Origin of the sequence: Kitasatospora sp. NPDC048296 (genome assembly GCF_043201815.1) — a bacterium.
Lineage (GTDB): Bacteria > Actinomycetota > Actinomycetes > Streptomycetales > Streptomycetaceae > Kitasatospora.
The window spans coordinates 1-1,899 of record NZ_JBICZB010000195.1 but is presented as its reverse complement, the minus strand read 5'-3'; the positions used below and the strand labels follow the sequence as shown (position 1 = coordinate 1,899).

At 69.9% G+C, this 1,899-nt stretch carries 2 protein-coding genes; both read left to right on the top strand.

What is annotated here, in order from left to right:
* On the top strand, positions 1-231 hold a 231-nt coding region (locus tag ACGF12_RS38420; RefSeq protein ID WP_393041255.1), incomplete at its 5' end, for a GNAT family N-acetyltransferase.
* 109 nt (positions 232-340) lie between these two features.
* On the top strand, positions 341-1,744 hold the full coding sequence (locus ACGF12_RS38415) for an IS1380 family transposase (protein ID WP_393041252.1): 1,404 nt from the start codon (positions 341-343) through the stop codon (positions 1,742-1,744).
* Positions 1,745-1,899: the final 155 nt, after the last annotated feature.

Here is a 1,899-nt window from a genome sequence, read left to right as displayed (position 1 = left end):
GTCGCCCAGAACCAAGGGCATGCCGGGCGCGCCCTCGGGCTCGCACTCCGGGTGATGACAGACGAACTCGGTCTGCACCGCGCTGAGGCGTCCACCAATCTGGAGAATCTGCCGTCGCAGCGGGTACTGCGCCGCAACGGGTTCAGCCCGTACGGCGTCGCGCACTCCTCGATCTTTCTCGACGGGAGCTGGCGGGACGCGCTGCTGTGGGAGCGGGTCCTCGGCGACTAACCTGCGCGCACCCGGGGTCGCGTCCGGATCATGATCGGAAAAGCGAAAGTGCCCTCTGAGCTGCAACGATGAGGCTTGTCTAAGGTCCCAGTAGGAAGGCACTTTCTGCGTGCACACTACCCGGTCGCGGCCCAAGCTCGTCGTCAGCGCCGACGGGAACGGGGTGGTCAGCCACGCCGGCTCGCGCCTGCTCGCGGACTTGGCCGACGCCACGACGCTGACCAGCGCCTTCTCCGACGCTTTGCACCGGCTGCGGCCGCGTGGGACCGGGCACGATCCCGGCCGGGTCGCGCTGGACCTGGCGGTGATGCTCGCCGACGGCGGCGAGGCGATCGCCGACCTGGCCGTGCTGCGCGACCAGCGCGACGTGTTCGGCCCTGTCGCCTCCACTCCGACCGCCTGGCGCGTGCTGGCCGGCATCGACGAAGCGGCCCTGAACACACTGCGGGCAGCCCGGGCCAGGGCCCGCGAAGTCGCCTGGCTGCAAGCCGACGAGACCGGACACCCCATATCCGCCTCGCAGGCCGGAGGGCGTGAACTGCCGGGCCTGGTCCTGGACATCGACGCGACCCTGGTCACCTGCCACTCGGAAAAGGAACAGGCCGCCGCGACCTACAAACGCGGCTTCGGCTACCACCCGCTGCTTTGCTTTCTGGACAACACTGGCGAGGCCCTCGCCGGTGTTCTGCGTCCCGGCAACGCCGGAGCGAACACCGCGGCCGACCACGTCATGGTCCTCGACCAGGCCCTCGCGCAGATTCCCGACGCCCACCGCCATGGCACCGAGGTCCTCATCCGCGCCGACTCGGCGGGCAGTGCCAAAGCCTTCCTCGCCCACATACGCGCCCTGCGACAGCACGGGACCCGCACCACCTTCTCCGTCGGACACGCCGTCACCGAGCAGGTCCGCAAAGCCATCCGGGTCCTGCCCGACCAGGTCTGGCACCCCGCACTGGAACAAGACGGGGCCCTCCGCGCCGGCGCCGAGGTCGCAGAGCTGACCGGCCTGGTCGACCTCACCGGATACCCGGACGGCACCCGCATCATCGTCCGCCGCGAGCGTCCCCACCCAGGAGCCCAGCTGTCCCTGTTCGACCAGGACGAAGGCATGCGCCACCAGGTCTTCCTCACCGACACGCCCGTCGGGAGCGGCTCGATCCAGCACCTGGAGGTCCGCCACCGGGCCCACGCCCGGGTCGAGGACCACATCCGCTGCGGCAAGACCACCGGCTTCGGCCGCTTCCCCTCCCGCCACTTCGCCATCAACCAGGCATGGCTGGAGCTCTCCCTGACAGCGATCGACCTACTCGCCTGGACCAGAACCCTGCTGCTGGACGGCGAGTTGGCCACTGCCGAGCCCAAGAAGCTCCGCTACCGCGTCCTGCACACTGCCGCCCGGATCACGCGCGGAGCCCGCCGCCTACGTCTGCGAATCGCCGCCACCTGGCCCTGGCGCCACGAACTGACCACCGCGTTCAACCGCCTGCTGACCCTACCTCGACCGGCCACCTGACAGACGACACCACCACTAGCCACCCACGACCCGAGGACCCAGGAGCAACCGGCCATCGCGCCGGGCTCTCGGCATGCCCAGCCCCCGCCTACGGCCCGGCGACATCTGACACAAGGATCACCCCAGATGAGCCGACGCGAACCGAAACAGCGAGG